The sequence below is a fragment of the Pelagovum pacificum genome (assembly GCF_016134045.1).
GTDB lineage: Bacteria > Pseudomonadota > Alphaproteobacteria > Rhodobacterales > Rhodobacteraceae > Oceanicola > Oceanicola pacificus_A.
Genome location: NZ_CP065915.1, coordinates 2,334,363 through 2,350,672 on the forward strand (window position 1 = coordinate 2,334,363; position 16,310 = coordinate 2,350,672).

Here is a 16,310-nt window from a genome sequence, read left to right on the forward strand (position 1 = left end):
AGCGAGCGCAAATACCCGGCACAACCCAATCGGCGCCTTGGGCACGGGGCGTGATCAGCCCGTCCCGAATAACTTCGGAAACACCGGAAGAAACCGTGCATGCCTTACACGAACGGAGAAAAGGCGACCTCCGCCTTGAAGACAGAACGCTGAGACCGCTGTTCCATCCCAGTGTTTTCAAGCTTTGCTGAACTCAAGACTGCTCAATCGTTTCTCTGAATACCCAGCAACTGCGGCTACGCCAGAAGGGCTGTTTACCGAACGCTGCCGCCAAGTGGGGTGCTGGCGCACTGACAATCCGGCGGCAAGTTGAAAAAACGCATATTGCGCGCACTAAGCATTTAAGCTAACCTCGAATTGTCGCACAGAGGACGTCATGGCACGGCTAGATATCGAACACGTCACCAAGAACTACGGGGCGGTTGAGGTCATTCCCGATCTCACGCTCTCGGTCCGCGATCAGGAATTCGTGGCATTGGTCGGCCCCTCGGGCTGCGGCAAGTCTACGACGCTACGCATGATTGCGGGGCTGGAAAAGATTTCGAGAGGCGAGATGCTCATCGACGGGCAGGTCATAAACGACCTAGAGCCGGACGAGCGTGGCATCGCAATGGTGTTTCAATCCTACGCCCTTTATCCGCATATGACCGTGGCCAAGAACATGTCGTTCTCCCTTCGCGTAGCCCGCCACCCACGGGAGGAGATCAACAGGCGTGTAAAGGATGCAGCCGAAATCCTCGGTCTCACCGCGTATTTGGACCGCAAACCTTCGGCGCTTTCGGGCGGCCAGCGGCAGCGGGTGGCGATGGGACGCGCGATCGTTCGCCAGCCCAAGATCTTTCTGTTCGATGAGCCGCTCTCGAACCTCGACGCCAAGCTTCGCACCCAAATGCGAACGGAGATCAAGCGGATCCACCGCAGCGTCGGTGCAACGACCGTCTACGTGACCCATGATCAGGTCGAGGCGATGACACTCGCCGACCGGATCGTCATCATGAATGCAGGCAAGATCGAGCAGGTCGGCACCCCGTCCGAGGTCTACAAATCACCCGCGTCAACTTTTGTCGCTTCCTTCATCGGCACGCCGCCGATGAACCTCATCCCCGCAGTAGTCGCCAATGGGGTGCTCCGTCTCGAAGACGGTACCGAGATCCCCCTTCCCGTCCATCTGGAGACGCCGGTTGCGGATGGCCAGAAGCTGATATTCGGGATCCGGCCGGATCAGATTTCTCCCGAAGGCCATGGCATGGAAGCAAGCGACCCTTGGCGCAAGGACGCCGATATCAACTTGGCGGAGCCACTCGGATCCGAAACTCTGATCTTCTTTGGAATGATGGGACAGGAATGGGTCGGAAAGATGTACCGGCCCCGCGACATTCAGCCGGGCGAGCGCCTGACGCTCCTCTTTGATCTGGCCAATGCGCACGTCTTCGACGCTGAAACCGGAACGAGAATTACTTGAATTAAGGGAGGAAGATATGAGCAAGCTTACGACATACACGGCTGCGATCGCCCTATGCATGGGGTTGGCCACGCCGGCCTTCGCTCAGACGACGCTGACCTATATGGCTATCGGCCCGGAGCGGACGGCATTCAACGAAGAGATCATCCGTCGGTTTGAGGAGGAACATCCCGATATTAACGTGGAGTTTCGCTGGCTTGCCAACGAACCCTACAAGACAGGTATCAAGGTTGTGATGGAGTCGGATTCACCTCCGGACGTCTTCTTCATCTGGGCGGGAACTTGGGCGCAGGATTTTGTCGATGCCGGGGCCGTCGCCGATCTCAGCGAGTCGGAGGCGAACGGTGACCTTTGGACCGTCGGAATGCCCAAAGCTCTGGTCGATCAGTTCCGAGACGAGAACGGGCTGTGGGGCGTGCCATCAGAGCTTTACGTTAAAGAATTCTGGAGAAACGACGCGTTCTTTGCCGAACACGACCTCACTATGCCCGAGACATTCGAGGGACTTCTGAACATGTGTTCGGAAGTGCGCGAAATAGATCCCCAGATGACGCCGATCGCGTTCGGCGCCTCCGAGAGCTGGACGATCAACCACTACCTCACCACGCTCTTCCAGCGGCACGTGGCTCCGGACGTTTCCGCCAGGGATTATCGCCTGCAGGGCAATCCCGAAGAATTGTTCACCGATCCCGGCTACCTGAAGGCCTTGCAGGACTTCAAACGCCTGCAGGAGGCGGACTGCTTCAATGACGGTATCAATTCTGTCTCGCCCGAAGTGTCCCGCGCGATGTTCGGCTCGGGACTGGCCGCGACGACATATTGCGGCAGCTGGTGCCCGCCACAATTCGACGCCGCCGGAATGAATGGTGGCTACACCCCATTCAGATTTCCGGCGATCGAAGGGGCCTCGGGGGTGCAGCAGGGTTCCATGGCCGGCGCGTCGGGCTATCAGGTCTCGAATGCATCGGAATACCCCGAGGCAGCGATGACATTCCTCAACTACATCGCCAATGCCGAGTCACAGGTCCTCATGACCGAACTGACGGGCCTGCTACCCGCAAACGGGACCCAGGTTCCCGAGGGTGGGCTGTCAGAGGCCAACTCTGCGCTTCTTGACATCGTCGCAGAGGACGAGGCCACCGTTGCGGCTCTGAACACTGTGGTCGAAACGAGCGTCAGCGACGTCATTCTGAAGTCCGGCCAGGATCTGGTTGCGGGCACCGTGACGCCTGACGAATTCATGGAACGAGTCCGCGAAGCGGCCCAGACCGCTGCGGCACGCTGATCGCAAAATGACAAGGGGCGGCGAGATCATGAAGCGCCGCCCCGATCCACACGGCACAAGACGGCGAGTAGACAGTGTGAAACGGACTTTTCCATTTCCGATGCGGGGCAAGCTATTCGACATCGTCCTGGTTGCCCCGGCCGTGGTGATGTTCACGCTCTTCATCGTCTGGCCGGCTGTCCAGACGCTTCATACCTCTCTCTTCGACGAGACGAGCCGCGGTGGCGAATACATCGGTTTACGAAACTACCGTGAGCTCGTGCAAGATCCGGTATTCTGGATCGCGATGAAGAACAACACGCTGTTCATCTTTACCAATCTCGTTTTTCAAGTTGGGATCGGTACTATCCTCGCCGCGATGATCGATCGCGGCATCCGCCATTTTTCCTCGGCCATACGAACGATCATCTTTGCACCACTCGTGATTGCCCCGGTTGCAATCGGCCTGATCTGGAAGATGCTGCTCGAACCCAATTTCGGCCTCTTCCGGCAAGTTATGGACAATCTCGGATTGCCGTTTCCGACCCAAGGCATTCTTGGCAATCCCGACCTCGCCTTCCCCGCGCTCGTTGCCGTGGGCGCCTGGAACTATATTGGCTTCATGATGACGATCATGCTGGCCGCGATGCAGGGGATATCACGCGACATTTACGAGGCGGCGCGGATAGACGGTGCATCGGCGATACAAACGTTCTTTCATATCACCCTTCCGGCGGTGCGGCATGCGCTGGTCCTGTGTGGGCTCATCGTCGTCGTCGGATCCTTCAAGACGTTCGAGCTGGTTTACGTGCTGACCGGGGGTGGCCCGGGCAACACCACCCAAGTCCTAGGTACGCATATCGTCGAGAGCGCTTTCTCGTTGTTCCGACCCAACTACGCGGCCAGCATGTCAGTTGTCGTATTACTGATCGCCATCCTCTTCGGAGCGCTGCAAGTCCGTGAGCACGACAAGGAGAGGTCCTAATGTCATCCATTGACGCCAACCAGAATGCGGCCACGGGGCGTACTCGGGGTAAGACGTTCGCGATCATGGCGCGCCGCGTCTCGGCTTACGCCGTGCTCGGCCTCGCCTGCTTCATCGTGCTGGTGCCGATTGTCTGGGTGCTCGTCGCATCCTTCAAGACAAGACAGGAGATCTTTTTGTCTCCTCTCGCCCTGCCCGAGACTTTGCAATGGGAGAACTATCTCAACGCGATCGAAACCGGTTTTCCGGCATACCTGCGAAATTCTCTCATCATCACAATCTGCTCGGTCATCCCGATGGTAATCATCAGTTTGATGGCCGGGTACGCACTCGCGCGGCGCGTTTTTATCGGACGCAAGCTGATCTACATGCTCATCGTCCTAACCTATGCGATCCCGTTTCATGCAATCCTTATCCCGCTATATCGCATGGTCGATTCCATGGGGCTTCTGAATACTTACCTCGGGTTGATCCTGCCCAATATCGCGATCGGCATCCCGTTCAGCGTTATGATTCTCTATGCCTTCTTCCGAGAATTCCCGAAAGAACTTGAAGAGGCCGCGCGGCTCGACGGCTGCTCGCCATGGCGGATATTGTTCTCGGTGGTCCTACCATTGTCGCTCCCCGCCGTCTTGAGCGTGGTGATTCTTCAGACCGTCAATACATGGAATGAATTTCTTTGGGCATCTCTTGCAGCCTCAAGCGACAGCGTGCGTCCCTGGACAACCGGGATCATGCAATTCCAAGGTCAGTACAGCAGTGACTGGCCAAAGATCCTTGCCGTTGTGAACATCGTCATGCTGCCGCTTCTGATAATCTACATCCTAGCACAAAAACACTTCGTTCGGGCATTTGCGGGGATGGGTAAATAAGATCAGTCGAGCTGCACCAGAAACGGTGGAATGAGACCGTCCGGTGGCTCCGGAGCACTCGCGATATAGGTTGACGTCGTTTGCTCACCGTTATCGAGGTGAGCCACCATCAATTCGCGCCATACCCGATCGTCCGCACCGTCCCGAATGGCGGCGAGAATTTCCTCGTGATCGTCCAGCACGCTCTCCATCTCCTCAGGCTTGTTGTATCGCGCGAATGCCATGTGTGTCGCGATCAGCGGTAACTGACTACGGTGAATGGTCTCGCGCATCTGCGGGTTTCGGCAACTTCTGACAAGGCGGAAATGAAGGTCGGCCTCGACATCATTGACGAGGTCGATTGTGAAGCTTCTCGACTTACGCAGGGCATCAATACGAGCGAGCGCAGAGCCGACCTTTTGTCCTGCCCCCTCCTCCACCACGTCGGCCAGCGCAGCTGGCTCGAGCAACTTGCGGATCTGGTAGTGGTGCCTAACACCCGTGACGCCCATTCGCGGAACGATCCAGCGCCCGTTCGAGGCCTGTTCTACCAAGTTGACCCGTTCGAGCCGGCTGATCATTTCGTTCGACGTCGTTCTGCTCACTCCCAAGTGGGACGCGAGCGCGGCACTGCTCAATACAAATGTGCCATAGCTCATGCAACTCGCCACGGCCGCCTCAACTTCTGGATAATGGATGTCGCGCCAGTTCCGGGCGTCCAGGGGCCCTACCTCACGCGCGGCCGTCGCCAATGCCGTTTCTTCGAGGGGCATCCGTACAGGGTTCAGTTCAGCGCCACCAACGATGTAGCCCCGCCCCTCAAAACGAAACACAAGGCTGTCGTCGACGAGACGCTGAAGCGCGTCAGCCGCAGGTGCGCGACTGACATTGAACAGCCGCGCAACTGCGCTTTCGGTCAGGACAAGCCCCTCAGGAAGTTCGCCCTTTGTCAACAACCGGTGAGCCGCGCCGTAGATCGCGCGGTTGCGTCGCGCGGGAGCTTTCTTCGCGGAACTAGATTCTGACATAGCCTCCTATTTCACTGCAATACCGGCAATTTGTCGAGCTTCATTTCCACGATATTGTCCAGTGCATTGTCGTTTTGAAGGCCAAGGTCGAGGTGGATCAGGTCCCCCTCAACCTCGTAAGTAAGGCCCTCGCCGGTTAATAGCGTCACGGATTGGGGCCGGGCGCCACCGAGCGGAAGCGTCAGCCTGTCCTGCAGCTCCGGCCATCGGCGGACATGCACGTAGATCGTATTGCCATCATGCGTGGCGCCGCCCCATCTCCAGCGCGGGTAGGGGCCCCCACGAGTGCCGTAAATCGTGTGGCCGTACGCGTCCATCCAGGCCGCGATCTGGTTCAGAACCCTCTCCTGCTCCGGGGGGATTAGGCCGTGGCGATCCGGTCCCACGTTCAGCACAAAATTTCCCCCGCCACAGGCGGCATCGACGACATGGCCAATCATCTCGTCCGAACTCTTCACGACTTCATCAAACGAATAGGCCCATTGCCCCCCGATGGTCATTGAGCTTTCCCACGGATTTTCGGGGTCGAAACCACCAACACGCTGTTCTGGCGTGTAGAAATCTGCCTGTAGGACGCAGCGATCGTTGATTACCATGTCGGGCTGCCACGCGCGCATCTTCTTCAGAAGAGCTTCGGCATCCCACAGACCCGGGTTCGGCTCCTCGTGGTAGGCAGCGGGTGTCGCCAAGCCAGTGACGTGGTTGTCCCCCTTCTCGTTAGCCGTCAGTCCGTCGAACCACCAGACGTCGATCTTGCCATATCGGGTGCAGAGCTCTTCAATCTGCGCGTGGAGATACTGGATGTAGCGATCGTGGTTCTCGGTACGATAATCGGGATGATGCCAGTCCGGCTGCGAATAATAGATGCCCAGCCCCATATCCAGTTCGCGGCAGGCGTCCACGTATTCCCGCGTGAGGTCCCGTCCTGCAGGACAGCTTGACGAGGTTACCTTGTAGTCCGTCAGATCGGTGTCGAAATTGCAGAAGCCGTCGTGGTGCTTGGTGGTGAGGTAGATGTAGCGGAACCCCCAGGCTTTCGCCTTCGCCACGAAGTCGCGCGCATCCCAATGCGAGGCATCGAAATAGCGATAAAGGCTATCATAGAGCTCTGCCGGGATACAGGTGCGTGGCGATACGGTATGTGCCCGTGGCTTGTGCGGTTGCTCGGGTTTGTCGTTCTCGCGCGACCAGCTGATCTCATGCCCGATCACGCTGGACGGGTTCCAGTGCACGAACAGGCCATAGCGCCAATCCAGGAACTTATCGATCTGCGGTGTCGCTCCGAAGGTGTTGGGCATCGTTTCGCATTCCTCGCATCGCCATGTCTGTGCCACAGGATGCCAGCGCGGATGGCGGCAGGAGCGGCCCGACGAAGCGGGGCTCCGGGAACTTCCGGTCTTGCACCAGCGGCTAAGCTAAGTATAACCTTAACGCATAGTGCGTGCAATAGGCGTTAATTCAGATGACCACAATCGACCGAGTCGAAATCGGATTAGTCAACTTAGAGCCAAAGGTTCTGCGGACAGATGCGATCCAGACCTTTGAGGTCCAAGAAACCCCGGTCGTCACTGTGTATGACAGCGATGGCGGCGTGGGGATCGGTTATTCCTATACGATCGGTTCGGGTGGCCCTTCGGTGATCGCTCTCCTCGAGAAGACGCTTGCGCCAGCCTTGATCGGACGCGATCCGGCCTGCATCGGCGGCATCTGGTACGACCTGCTGCGCCGCACCAATGCCACTTCAGTGGGTGCGATCACTTCGCTTGCTCTCGCGGCGATCGACACGGCACTGTGGGACCTGTCCTGCCGCCGCGCAGGACAGCCACTCTGGAAGGCCGCCGGCGGTGCGCGCGACCACGTTGAGGTCTATTCGACCGAGGGCGGCTGGCTTCATCTAGATCAGGGCGCGCTGATCGAAGACGCCGTCGAAAAAAAGCAGGCTGGCTTCAAGGGAGCCAAATTGAAGATCGGTCGCCCCGGCCACGAGGACGCTGCGCGATTAAATGGCGTGCGCAAAGCCGCGGGCGATGACTTCCAGATCATGACCGACGCCAATCAGGCATTCTCGCTGTCCGAGGCCATCCGCCGAGCCAGCATTCTCGAGGATCACGGTGTCGCCTGGTTCGAAGAACCACTACCCGCAGACCGGGTCCGGGCGCATACGGCCCTCGCCCAGTCAACCAACGTGCCCATCGCGGTCGGAGAAAGCATGTACTCGCTCTCTCAGTTCAACGAATACCTGGCCAACGATGCTGCATCCATCGTTCAAGCCGACGTTGCGCGCATCGGTGGAATCACGCCGTGGCTGAAGGTCGCGGCGCTGGCTGAAGCATATGGGGTCGCGATCTGTCCCCACTTCCTAATGGAGCTGCATGTGTCCCTTGTCTGTGCCGTTCCGAACGCTCCTTGGCTCGAATACATCCCTCAGCTGGATGCAATAACGCAATCCGAAGTCGAGATCCGCGACGGTATCGCGCGACCCAGCAATGCACCAGGTCTTGGGATCGACTGGGATCACGATGCGCTCCGTCGTCTGTCCGATCTTGCACTTGTCGTCGACAGCCCGGTGTGAGGGCGCAGTTTCAGTCCAAACGTCTCTTGTAAATGACTCTCCAAGATCCGCAGCATATCAATCTCCGAGCCTCGCTTACGCCAAAGCCGGCCAGCAAACAATCGACCTGACCTGGGACCCTTCTGAACCGCACCGGGTTCGCCGGAGGCTAAATTTCGTTGCGTCGCCACGGCTTCAATATCCCCTGCGTAAAACGCGGTTTCGGCTTCACGGGCGGGATGTTCCCGATGGACTGGAGTAGGCGACGGGCATTGAACCAGTCGGCCCATTCTAGCGTCGCGTATTCGACGGCCTCGAAACTGCGCTAAGGGCCGCGGCGGTGAATAACCTCTGCTTTCAACAGGCCGGTGATAGCCTCCGCGAGAGCGTCTTCGTAGCTGTCTTCGACACTGCTCACCGACGATTCGATACCTTCCTTGCCGAGAGGCGCTAGGAATACTTGATGGACAGTTGCTGAGACCTGCAATCAATGTGGTTGACCAGTCCCATGCCCTTCGCTGGCTAGCGCTCATGGACGCCCAGCGAGGCGATCCGAGTTCCGCGCGCGATGCCATAAGCACGAGATGCCGGGCAGTGGGCCAGATCAAGTGCAGCCGTGGGGATGACGGCGAACACGCTCGGAGCTCATTAGGCCGGCTTGAGTGCTTGACGACCGCGCGCCCGTGCCAGCGGATGCGCCATAGAAGGGGCGCGTCGGAGGTAGGGGATGCGGGCCCTCTCGCCCGCTCAGATGCAGGAACGCCTGTTCAGATCCAGCGTCGGGCCACTGCATGACTGGGAGAAGCCAAACATTCCCGAAGGAGTTGCTCTCTACGAACCTGAACTTTTCGATAGCTACGACAATGCAAGCACCCAAGTCGTTCAGGGCCTAAGAACAGATCAACGATTTGAACGGGTTTCGACACTTCACTGCTCCTACCTCACCTCTTTCGAGGTTTTCACAGACGCGGCAAGGAGATGAGATGGTGGACATCGTCGATGCCGAGACACGCTCACGCATGATGGCGGGGCTCAAGGGAGAGAACACCAAGCCCAGCTGGCTCTCAGGCAGGCATTGCACGCGCGCGGTTTCCGCTTCCGACTCCATTCGAAGAATGGTCCATGGTCGACTAGACCTCGTTCTCCCGAAGTATCGCGCCGTCGTCTTTGTGCACGGCTGCTTCTGGCATCGGCATGAGGGATGCCGCTACTCCACCACTCCCGCAACGCGCTCGGAGTTCATCGCAGGCAGGTCCGAACAATATCGGCCCTGAGTGACCGCTTCAGGGGCTCGCGGCGGCGAAGCCAGTGCCCAGCCCCACCCGCATATCCCTCGAAAGAACGAAAAAATCTGGCCGCAGCCGGAGGGGGAGAACGCTTTCGCGAGGGTAAGTGGCGGAGGGGATGGACCTGACGTCGAACCTTCTCTGCCGCTAACTCATTGATTGCGCTTGCCATCAAGATCGTTCCCCTGCCCTCCAAGCCTGTGACTGCGATTCCCTCACCGAACGCCGCTTTCTCAAAACCGAACAGATTTTGTCTGCCCGATAGCCAGTCGTTGGCGGCACGGCATTAAGAAGAGACTTTGCCGTATTCGGCCATTCGCTGCGCCCTGTCTCAAGGTTCACGATGCGGACGAAGCTGACTTTAACTCCGCGAAGATCAATGGCCGCATTTAATGGGGGCATATTTAGAGAAAGCACCTCGGGTGGGAACTGGGCCTCCGAGTCGAAAGTCACTTTCCCTTTTGGTCCATTTAAAGTCCCCACTTCGGGGAACCATTTCAATCGGCAGGACTTCATCCCAACGACAGAACAGCCCAAGAATTTGAAAAAGGAGGGCGTCAAAATTTCTTGGCGCAATGAGCCCCACTGGCAGTGAAGGTTAGGACAGTAGTCGACAAACCGAGACCAGCGCGTCTTAATGATGCTGTAGGGAGAGCAAAATGACACCAAAGGCATCGCATGCTGATATTGTGATGGAGGCAACGCAGTCGACATCGGCTGCGGCAAAGTCGCGGGTTGCTGCGAGTTGGCACCGTTCTGTCATTAAGCATGGACTGGACCCTGATGAGCATCGGGCACCTGACCGAATAGAGCAAAAAAGTCTGCAATTCAGGATGGAGACGCTCGAAAAATTCATGACCGTCGCGAGCCCGCGTTTGGACGCGCTTTTCTCTCTGGTCGGGCAATCGGGTTGCGCGGTTTTCCTGACCGATACAGATGGCATCATCCTAGATCAACGTCTCTCTGATGCTGACGCTATGGCATTTGAAGGTTGGGGCCTCACAACCGGTGCCGACTGGAGTGAAGAGAAAGAAGGCACGAACGGCATTGGGACCTGTCTGACCGAGCAACGTCATGTAATCATTCATCAAGACGAGCATTTCTATACGCGCAACACAGGCATGAGTTGCATCGACGCGCCGATCTACGGCAGCAACGGTCAACTTGTGGCGGCGCTTGATTTATCATCCGCGCGTGCAGATCAAACGGAGGCCTTCAATCGCCTGATCGCGGCCCAAGTGGCCCAAACCGCACGCGCGATTGAAGCCGTGAATTTCAGGGCCGCCTTTTCATCCGCGCGGATCATTGTGGCCGAGAGCGACGACGCCGAGGCCTCAACGCTACTTGCCATTGACGAAAGTGATTTGGTGATAGGGGCCACCCGCGAGGCCCGCCGTGTCTTTGGGCTGCAACGGACGGGTGATTTAGTCGCGCGCCCTGCAACAGACATACTGGGACGTGAAGATGGCCCTACAGGATTTGAGAAGGCCGAAAAGGCCGCTGTGATTCGTGCGTTGGCACGGGCCGGAAACAACGTATCGCAGGCCGCGCGCCAGCTTGGGATCGGTCGTGCGACGCTTTATCGGCGGATGAAGCGGCTTGGACTTGAAGATAGTTAGGGGAAACTGTCTCATTGGTGAGACACCTTTAATCCCGCGACACCTTCCTGCCACAAGACGTGGCGCACGACGCAAGTCACACTCTTTGTAATCCGGGAGGAGAAGCCGGATAACAATGGAGGATTTCAAATGAACGATATGACCCACACCGAGGCAGGCACATATGTGTCGCCGTTTAAGCTGCGCTACGACAACTATATCGGCGGCGCGTTTGTGCCACCCGTCAATGGCAAATACTTCGAAAACGTGACGCCCATTACCGGTGGCTTGATCAACGAATGCGCCCGCTCTGACGCGGCGGATATTGAGCTCGCACTTGATGCAGCCCACGCTGCCAAAGACGCTTGGGGCAAAACATCTGCCACGCATCGCGCGAATATTTTGCTTAAAATTGCGGACCGGATCGAAGAGAACCTAGAACTCTTGGCCACTGCCGAAACATGGGACAACGGCAAGCCGATCCGCGAAACGATGAACGCAGACGTGCCACTTTGCGCCGACCACTTCCGCTATTTTGCAGGTGTTTTGCGCGCGCAAGAAGGCAACATGAGCGAGATCGACAACGACACCGTCGCCTATCACTACCACGAGCCCTTGGGCGTTGTCGGCCAGATCATTCCTTGGAACTTTTCTTTGCTGATGGCGGCATGGAAACTGGCCCCTGCTTTGGCTGCGGGCAACTGCGTCGTAATGAAACCAGCCGAACAAACGCCTGCCGCGATCATGGTCTTTGCAGAACTAATCAACGATTTGTTGCCAGCCGGCACATTAAATATCGTCAACGGCTTTGGCGGAGAAGTCGGCGCAGCACTTGCCAGTTCCTCGCGCATTGCAAAAATCGCCTTCACTGGGTCCACCGTCACGGGACGCAAAATCATGGAAGCGGCGACCAAGAACCTGATCCCCGTCACGCTTGAACTGGGTGGCAAGTCGCCAAACATCTTCTTTTCTGACGTGATGGCAAAGGATGATGCGTTCTTGGACAAGGCCGTCGAAGGCTTCGTTCTGTTCGCCTTCAACCAAGGCGAAGTCTGCACCTGCCCTTCACGTGCGCTGATCCAAGAGGACATCTACGAAGAGTTCATCGCGCGCTGCATCAAACGCGTCGCTGCGATCAAGCACGGCGACCCTCGCGACCCCGAGACCATGGTCGGTGCACAAGTCAGCAAGGCCCAACACGACAAGATCATGGGCTATTTCACGATCGGTCGCGAAGAAGGCGCCGAAGTGCTGGCTGGTGGTGGTTCAGCGCGGTTCAACGGTGAATTGTCAGGCGGGAACTACATCCAACCGACGATCCTCAAGGGTCACAACAAGATGCGGGTTTTCCAAGAGGAAATTTTTGGGCCCGTCGTGTCGGTAACGACGTTCAAGGATGAAGCCGAAGCTTTGGAAATCGCGAACGACACGATGTATGGCCTCGGCGCTGGCGTTTGGTCGCGTGACATGAACACCTGCTACCGCTTTGGGCGTGCCATCGAGGCTGGCCGCGTGTGGGTGAACAACTATCACGCCTATCCAGCCCACGCAGCGTTTGGCGGCTATAAGCAATCGGGCATTGGCCGTGAAAACCACAAGATGATGCTGGACCACTACCAGCAAACCAAGAACTTGTTGGTGAGTTATAGCCCCAATAAGTTGGGCTTCTTCTAAATACTTCGAAAGGCGGCCTTTGCAAATACATGCAAAGGCCGCATCGCAGACCTCGTCAGTTCAAGCTTTGTAGCTATTCCATGAATTCCAATTGAAAACCTTGCTCTGGCAGCGTGTCAGTCATTCAAGGTATTTCTGTTAACCTAATTGACCGCTCTACCTACCGATCGAGAAACGCTCTCAGAATTTAGTCTATTGCTCCGCTTTGGGCTGGAATTTCGGGGCACGATTTCCTTGTTTCCCTTATCAAGATTTAAGCCGCTCCTCAGGTGTTCGGTTCATTCGGCACATTTCATAACCTTTAACCTAGTCACCCGGAATCGAAGTTCGGTTCATTGTCTTGAGGCAGAAGCGTTTGACGGAGGTTAGGATTTCGTCGGCTGATTTGACCCATCTGTAGGGTTTTGGCTTATCGTTATGCGCATCGATGAAGGCCATGATGTCAGCCTCCAATTCAGCGACGGATCTGTGCACACCACGCTGGATTTGCTTTCGAGTGAGTTCCGCAAACCAGCGTTCGATCTGGTTCAGCCAACTGGCTGATGTCGGCGTGAAGTGCACCTGCCAAGGCGGCCTGCGGGCCAACCATGCTTTCACCTTCGGCGTCTTGTGCGTGGCATAGTTGTCCATCACCAGATGCACGTCCGGCCCTTCGGGCAGGTTGCGGTCCAACTCCTTGAGGAAGTCCAGGAACTCTGTCGCGCGGTGCCGCTTGTAACACTTGCCCACGACAGCCCCGGTCGCGATGCCCAGCGCGGCAAAGAGTGATGTTGTCCCATTGCGCAGGTAGGTATGGGTGCGACGCTCTGCGACACCGGGTGCCATTGGCAAAACGGGCTGCTCGCGATCCAGCGCCTGGATTTGGGACTTTTCGTCCAAGCACAATACGATAGCCCGGTTGGGTGGCGACATATACAGTCCCACCACGTCTTGCACCTTGTCCACGAATAGCGGGTCGGTGGATAGCTTGAACGTCTCCGAGCGATGTGGCTGCAAACCAAACGCGTTCCAAATGCGACGGATGGTCGTATGCGAGTATCCCGTCTCGGCCGCCATTGACCGAATTGACCAATGGGTTGCGTCCTTCGGTGTCGTTTCCAGCGTCTGCTTGATGATCTCGGCAACCTGCGCGTCGGAAATTGTGCGCGGACGGCCCGCACGATATTCGTCCGACAAGCCTTCTATGCGATGTTCGGCAAATCGCCTACGCCATTTCCCGACTGTATGCTCGGCATGACCAAGTTCCGCCGCGACCTCTTTGCTGGTCAACCCATCTGCGCATCGCAGCACAATCCGGCACCGATCCGAAAGCGACCGCTCCGCCTTGTGCCTGCGCAACTGCGCTTCCAGAAAACTCCGCTCCTCATCGCTGAGGTCTATCGCAACTGATGCCCGTCCACGCATGCTCGCCCCCTGATTTGTCTCAAATCAATGATGGCAAATTCAGTTCCGGGTGACTAGGACCAACGGAGGCGACGCAGCACCGACCCAGAGTACGGTGCTGGCAGGCGCTGGAAGATGTCCGCGAGCCTGCAAGTCCTGTGCTGGCTGCCCGACCATCTCAGACTGCATTACCGACTGCGTCGAAGCGATGCACCTGGCGGTCGCGGGGAACCAGGTTGACTGTCTGATCGGGTTCGAGGTCGATATTGCCATCGATCCGAACCGACAGGAGTTCGGTCTCGCCGATGTCCACGTAGGCATAGCTATCGGCGCCCAATCGCTCGAAATGCACGAGCTTGCCCTGCCAATTGCCCGAGCTCTCGGACAGGGCGAGATGCTCCGGCCGGACCCCGATCCTGTCTGCGCCGAAAGGTGCCGCTCTCTCTCCCGAAAGGATGTTCATCTTCGGCGAGCCGATGAACTCGGCCACAAAGAGAGAGGCAGGGTTGTGGTAGAGTTCCATGGGCGTCCCGATCTGCTGGATCAGGCCATCCTTGAGTACCACGATCCGGTCCGCCATCGTCATCGCCTCGACCTGGTCGTGGGTGACATAGATCATCGTGGTATTCGGCAGTTCTCCTTTCAGGCGCGAAATTTCGATCCGCATCCGCAGCCGCAGCGCCGCGTCCAGGTTGGACAGCGGCTCGTCGAAGAGAAAGACCTTCGGGTCGCGGACGATGGCCCGACCGATCGCCACGCGCTGCCGCTGGCCGCCCGAAAGCTCCCGGGGGTACCGTTCCAGGTAGTCTTCGAGGTGCAGCATCCTGGCGGCTTGCCGCACCATCTCGAGCCGTTCGCGCTTCCGGTGACCCGCGATCTTCAGCGAGTAGCCCATGTTGTCGGCCACGTTCATGTGTGGATAGAGCGCGTAGGTCTGGAAGACCATCGCGATGCCCCGCTTCGACGACGGGACCTCGTTCATGCGCTTGCCGTCGATCTCCAGTGTTCCCGAGGTGATCGTCTCGAGGCCCGAAATTGTCCTGAGCAGGGTGGACTTGCCGCAGCCGGACGGCCCGACGAAGACGATGAACTCCCCCGAACTTATATCGAGATCGACGTTCCTCAGCACTTCGGTGTCGTTGAAGTTCTTGCACAGGTTCCGAATTCGGATGTCTGACATATCGTGTTTCCGTCTACCGGACGAAGACGGCTTTTTCCGTCTCCCTGTTGTCGAACATGCGGAAGGCCGTCTCCGCCTCCTTGAGATCGAACGTATGGGTGGCGAGGCGCTCGAGATCGACGTTGTGGTCGCGGATGATCCGCAGGATGTCGTCGTACTCGGCGATCGAGAAATACCATGAGCCGAAGACCGTCAGCTGCTTGCGGATCATGTGATCGGAGGTGCGGATGCGCGTTTCGGCATTTTCGCCAACGAAGGCGACACGCGCCAGAGGGGCCGCACAGTCGAGCGCCATGTCATGTGCTGCAGGCTGGCCCGAGCAGTCGATCGCTCCGGTCAGCCCCTCGCCGCCGGAGAATTCAAGCAGGCGCTCCCTGGCGTTCTTCGCGGTGGGATCGAGGACTAGATCCGCGCCCAGGTCGTGGGCGAAGGCGCGGCGCTCTTCGATCGGGTCCAGGGCGGCTACGCGTCCACCCAATGCCTTGGCGGCCATCACGCCTGCGGCTCCCATCGGTCCCAGCCCCCAGATCCCGATGGCCGACCGGCCGTCCACGCCCACCTTCTGGCATGCCGAGTAGAGAGTTCCGAATGCATCGGTCGAGATTGCGGCGGCCAGGTGCGACATGCCGTTCGGCGTCTTCAGCAGGTTGCGGGCCGGAACTTTCAGAAACTCGGCATTGCCTCCGTCCATCGTGAAGCCAAGGCATTTCCACTTCTGGCACATGTAGAAGTGGCCGGTGCGGCAATGGCCGCAGACGCCACACCCCACACCGAGGTAGACGGCGACATTGTCACCCTCCGCGAATTCCGTCACTGCCTCGCCGACCTTCACCACGATGCCCGCCGGCTCGTGCCCGCAGATGAACTGGTTGCTGTCGCCGCCGGAGATCACGGCGTTGCCGTAGTAGAGCGAAAGGTCGGAGCGGCAGATGCAGGAGGCCTTGATCTCGACCAGGACCTCTTCAGGTCCCGGCTCCGGCACCTGGACGCTGCGGACCTCGACCTGCTTGTCGCCGGGAAGGAAGACTGCGGTCATTCTGGACATGCA

Annotated in this window: 13 protein-coding genes and 1 pseudogene; 8 read left to right on the forward strand and 6 right to left on the reverse strand. The window is 58.1% G+C overall.

Annotation, left to right across the window (positions count from 1 at the left end; all coding sequences use genetic code 11):
• Positions 1 to 376 precede the first annotated feature (376 nt).
• Genes I8N54_RS11500 through I8N54_RS11515 form a run of 4 tightly spaced genes read left to right on the forward strand, consistent with a single transcriptional unit; the run spans position 377 to position 4,583 of the window.
• Positions 377 to 1,462 carry an ABC transporter ATP-binding protein gene (locus tag I8N54_RS11500; RefSeq protein WP_140192423.1) on the forward strand — a complete coding sequence of 362 codons (1,086 nt, stop codon included), beginning with the start codon at positions 377 to 379 and terminating at the stop codon, positions 1,460 to 1,462.
• Between the two features lie 16 nt (positions 1,463 to 1,478).
• Positions 1,479 to 2,747 (forward strand): ABC transporter substrate-binding protein, encoded by a 1,269-nt coding sequence (locus tag I8N54_RS11505; RefSeq protein WP_197097412.1) that lies wholly within the window; start codon positions 1,479 to 1,481, stop codon positions 2,745 to 2,747.
• A 28-nt stretch (positions 2,748 to 2,775) separates the two neighbouring features.
• Positions 2,776 to 3,711: a carbohydrate ABC transporter permease gene (locus tag I8N54_RS11510; protein ID WP_197097411.1), complete on the forward strand. Its 936-nt coding sequence runs from the start codon at positions 2,776 to 2,778 to the stop codon at positions 3,709 to 3,711.
• Entirely contained in the window at positions 3,711 to 4,583 is an 873-nt protein-coding gene (locus I8N54_RS11515; RefSeq protein WP_140192420.1) for a carbohydrate ABC transporter permease, read from the forward strand. Before I8N54_RS11510 ends, I8N54_RS11515 begins: the two co-directional genes overlap by 1 nt.
• Before the next feature lie 2 nt (positions 4,584 to 4,585).
• On the opposite strand, the gene I8N54_RS11520 is transcribed toward I8N54_RS11515, so the two are convergent.
• Both I8N54_RS11520 and I8N54_RS11525 read right to left on the reverse strand, forming a co-directional pair.
• Positions 4,586 to 5,590 (reverse strand): GntR family transcriptional regulator, encoded by a 1,005-nt coding sequence (locus I8N54_RS11520; protein WP_140192419.1) that lies wholly within the window; start codon positions 5,588 to 5,590, stop codon positions 4,586 to 4,588.
• An 11-nt stretch (positions 5,591 to 5,601) separates the two neighbouring features.
• Positions 5,602 to 6,888, reverse strand: coding sequence for an alpha-L-fucosidase (locus I8N54_RS11525; RefSeq protein WP_140192418.1), 1,287 nt, complete (start codon positions 6,886 to 6,888; stop codon positions 5,602 to 5,604).
• A gap of 164 nt (positions 6,889 to 7,052) precedes the next feature.
• Here I8N54_RS11525 and I8N54_RS11530 point away from each other — a divergent pair, with 164 nt between their 5' ends.
• On the forward strand, positions 7,053 to 8,162 hold the full coding sequence (locus I8N54_RS11530; protein ID WP_140192417.1) for a mandelate racemase/muconate lactonizing enzyme family protein: 1,110 nt from the start codon (positions 7,053 to 7,055) through the stop codon (positions 8,160 to 8,162).
• A 148-nt stretch (positions 8,163 to 8,310) separates the two neighbouring features.
• On the opposite strand, the pseudogene I8N54_RS20200 reads toward I8N54_RS11530, so the two are convergent.
• Positions 8,311 to 8,663: pseudogene (locus I8N54_RS20200) on the reverse strand (integrase core domain-containing protein); the annotation flags it as partial.
• 461 nt (positions 8,664 to 9,124) lie between these two features.
• On the opposite strand from I8N54_RS20200, the gene I8N54_RS11535 reads away from it, so the two are divergent.
• The 3 genes from I8N54_RS11535 (at position 9,125) to adh (ending at position 12,699) form a co-directional block, all read left to right on the forward strand.
• Positions 9,125 to 9,415, forward strand: a complete 291-nt coding sequence (locus I8N54_RS11535) for a PDDEXK family nuclease (protein ID WP_140192416.1) — start codon at positions 9,125 to 9,127, stop codon at positions 9,413 to 9,415.
• Between the two features lie 671 nt (positions 9,416 to 10,086).
• Positions 10,087 to 11,046, forward strand: a complete 960-nt coding sequence (locus I8N54_RS11540; protein WP_140192415.1) for a GAF domain-containing protein — start codon at positions 10,087 to 10,089, stop codon at positions 11,044 to 11,046.
• Between the two features lie 129 nt (positions 11,047 to 11,175).
• On the forward strand, positions 11,176 to 12,699 hold the full coding sequence (adh, locus tag I8N54_RS11545; protein ID WP_054540808.1) for an aldehyde dehydrogenase: 1,524 nt from the start codon (positions 11,176 to 11,178) through the stop codon (positions 12,697 to 12,699).
• A gap of 306 nt (positions 12,700 to 13,005) precedes the next feature.
• Here the strand turns inward: adh and I8N54_RS11550 are convergent, their stop codons facing one another.
• From I8N54_RS11550 to I8N54_RS11560, 3 genes are all read right to left on the reverse strand, one after another.
• A complete protein-coding gene (locus tag I8N54_RS11550; protein WP_140192414.1) occupies positions 13,006 to 14,103 on the reverse strand; it encodes an IS630 family transposase in 1,098 nt (365 codons plus the stop codon).
• 157 nt (positions 14,104 to 14,260) lie between these two features.
• Positions 14,261 to 15,262 (reverse strand): ABC transporter ATP-binding protein, encoded by a 1,002-nt coding sequence (locus tag I8N54_RS11555; RefSeq protein WP_140192413.1) that lies wholly within the window; start codon positions 15,260 to 15,262, stop codon positions 14,261 to 14,263.
• Positions 15,263 to 15,275: 13 nt separating this feature from the next.
• Positions 15,276 to 16,307 carry an alcohol dehydrogenase catalytic domain-containing protein gene (locus I8N54_RS11560; protein ID WP_140192412.1) on the reverse strand — a complete coding sequence of 344 codons (1,032 nt, stop codon included), beginning with the start codon at positions 16,305 to 16,307 and terminating at the stop codon, positions 15,276 to 15,278.
• Positions 16,308 to 16,310 lie beyond the last annotated feature (3 nt).